Below are 3,098 nucleotides of genomic sequence, written 5' to 3'. Positions count from 1 at the left end.
AAGGGCGCACGGTGGATGCCTTGGCGCTAGGAGCCGAAGAAGGACGGGACGAACACCGATATGCCTCGGGGAGCTGTAAGTAAGCGTAGATCCGGGGATTTCCGAATGGGGGAACCCACGTCTTGTAATGGAGACGTACCCATTCCTGAACACATAGGGGATGAGGAGGCAACCAGGGGAACTGAAACATCTAAGTACCCTGAGGAGAAGAAAGCAAGAAGCGATTCCCCAAGTAGCGGCGAGCGAAAAGGGAACAGCCTAAACCGATACTTACGGGTATCGGGGTTGAGGGGCGTCTTATAAGGAGTAAGAAAGAAGGATCTTAGTTGAACAAGTCTGGAAAGGCTGGCCAAAGAGCGTGAGAGCCGCGTAGGCGAAAAGATTCTTCCTCCAAGACGGACCCCGAGTACGGCGGGGCACGAGGAACCCCGTCGGAATCTGGGAGGACCATCTCCTAAGGCTAAATACTCCCTAGCGACCGATAGTGAAGCAGTACCGTGAGGGAAAGGTGAAAAGCACCCCGGGAGGGGAGTGAAAGAGAACCTGAAACCGTGTGCTTACAAACAGTTGGAGTCCGTTAAAGGATGACAGCGTGCCTTTTGTAGAATGAACCGGCGAGTTACGATTGCGTGCGAGGTTAAGGCGGGGAGCTGGAGCCGTAGCGAAAGCGAGTCTGAAGAGGGCGGATAAGTACGCAGTCGTAGACCCGAAACCGTGTGATCTACCCATGTCCAGGGTGAAGGTGAGGTAACACTCACTGGAGGCCCGAACCCACTAGTGTTGAAAAACTAGGGGATGAGGTGTGGGTAGGGGTGAAATTCCAATCGAACACGGAGATAGCTGGTTCTCCCCGAAATAGCTTTAGGGCTAGCCTTGGAAGGAGAAAGTTGGAGGTAGAGCACTGATTGGGCTAGGGGCCCGAAAAGGGTTACCGAACCTAGTCAAACTCCGAATGCCAACGATTTGATATCCAGGAGTCAGACGGCGAGTGCTAAGATCCGTCGTCGAGAGGGAAACAGCCCAGACCATCAGCTAAGGTCCCGAAGTATACGTTAAGTGGGAAAGGATGTGGAGTTGCATAGACAACCAGGATGTTGGCTTAGAAGCAGCCATCATTTAAAGAGTGCGTAATAGCTCACTGGTCGAGTGACTCTGCGCCGAAAATGTACCGGGGCTAAACGTATCACCGAAGCTATGGATTGTGCCGTATGGCACAGTGGTAGGGGAGCGTTCCAATGGCGTAGAAGGCATACCGAAAGGAGTGCTGGAGCGATTGGAAGTGAGAATGCCGGTATGAGTAACGAAAAGAGGGGTGAGAATCCCCTCCGCCGAAAACCTAAGGGTTCCTGAGGAAGGTTCGTCCGCTCAGGGTAAGTCGGGACCTAAGCCGAGGCCGAAAGGCGTAGGCGATGGACAACAGGTTGAAATTCCTGTACTACCTACATTCCGATAGTAGCGAAGGGGTGACGCAGGAGGGTAGGTGAAGCGTGCGGCTGGAAGAGCACGTCCAAGCAGTGAGGCTGAGACTACAGGCAAATCCGTAGTCTTAAGGCTAGGCTGTGAAGGGGAGGGAAATAGGAGTACCGAAGTCACCGATCTCAAGCTGCCAAGAAAAGCCTCTAGCGAGGGATGGGGTACCCGTACCGTAAACCGACACAGGTAGGTGAGGAGAGAATCCTAAGGCGCTCGGGAGAACTCTCGTTAAGGAACTCGGCAAAATGACCCCGTAACTTTGGGAGAAGGGGTGCCTTGTTAGGGTTAACTTAAGCCCGAGGAGGCCGCAGTGAAGAGGCCCAAGCGACTGTTTAGCAAAAACACAGGTCTCTGCGAAACCGTAAGGTGAAGTATAGGGGCTGACGCCTGCCCGGTGCTGGAAGGTTAAGGGGAGAGGTTAGTGGCTCGAGAGGGTTGCGAAGCTTTGAACCGAAGCCCCAGTAAACGGCGGCCGTAACTATAACGGTCCTAAGGTAGCGAAATTCCTTGTCAGGTAAGTTCTGACCCGCACGAAAGGCGTAACGACTTGGGCACTGTCTCAACGAGAGACCCGGTGAAATTGTAATACCTGTGAAGATGCAGGTTACCCGCGACAAGACGGAAAGACCCCATGGAGCTTTACTGTAGCCTGATATTGAATTTTGGTACGATCTGTACAGGATAGGTGGGAGTCAGAGAAGCCGGGCCGCCAGGTTCGGTGGAGGCGACGGTGGGATACCACCCTGATCGTATTGAAATTCTAACCTACATCCCTAAGCGGGATGGGGGAGCGTGTCAGGTGGGCAGTTTGACTGGGGCGGTCGCCTCCTAAAGGGTAACGGAGGCGCCCAAAGGTTCCCTCAGAATGGTTGGAAATCATTCGCAGAGTGTAAAGGCAGAAGGGAGCTTGACTGCGAGACCAACAAGTCGAGCAGGGACGAAAGTCGGGCTTAGTGATCCGGTGGTACCGGATGGAAGGGCCATCGCTCAACGGATAAAAGCTACCCTGGGGATAACAGGCTTATCTCCCCCAAGAGTCCACATCGACGGGGAGGTTTGGCACCTCGATGTCGGCTCATCGCATCCTGGGGCTGAAGTAGGTCCCAAGGGTTGGGCTGTTCGCCCATTAAAGCGGTACGCGAGCTGGGTTCAGAACGTCGTGAGACAGTTCGGTCCCTATCTGTCGTGGGCGTAGGAAATTTGAGAGGAGCTGTCCTTAGTACGAGAGGACCGGGATGGACACACCGCTGGTGTACCAGTTGTGCCGCCAGGCGCATGGCTGGGTAGCCAAGTGTGGACGGGATAAGCGCTGAAAGCATCTAAGCGTGAAGCCCCCCTCAAGATGAGATTTCCCATGGAGAGAGTCCAGTAAGATCCCTTAGAGATGATGAGGTAGATAGGTCCGGTGTGGAAGTACCGTAAGGTATGGAGCTAACGGATACTAATGGATCGAGGGCTTAACCTACAATCATTTGATGCTGTTTGCTACTAGTTTTGAGGGTATATGTCTGGTGACGATGGCGGAGGGGACACACGCGTAACCATTCCGAACACGACCGTTAAGCCCTCCAGCGCCGATGGTACTTGGACCGAAGGGTCCTGGGAGAGTAGGACGTTGCCAGGCA

General features: G+C 54.0%; 2 rRNA genes. Both read left to right on the top strand.

What is annotated here, in order from left to right:
- Nucleotides 1-2,938: ribosomal RNA gene (locus tag ACMW72_RS11480) — 23S ribosomal RNA — on the top strand; the annotation flags it as partial.
- Between the two features lie 42 nt (nucleotides 2,939-2,980).
- A 5S ribosomal RNA gene (gene rrf, locus ACMW72_RS11475) occupies nucleotides 2,981-3,097 on the top strand.
- The last annotated feature ends 1 nt before the right edge of the window (nucleotide 3,098 follow it).

Origin of the sequence: Tepidibacillus sp. LV47 (genome assembly GCF_048381575.1) — a bacterium.
In the GTDB taxonomy this organism is placed as follows: Bacteria; Bacillota; Bacilli; order Tepidibacillales; family Tepidibacillaceae; genus Tepidibacillus.
Note: the sequence above shows the minus strand (reverse complement) of the source record. Positions and strands in the feature narration are given on the sequence as shown.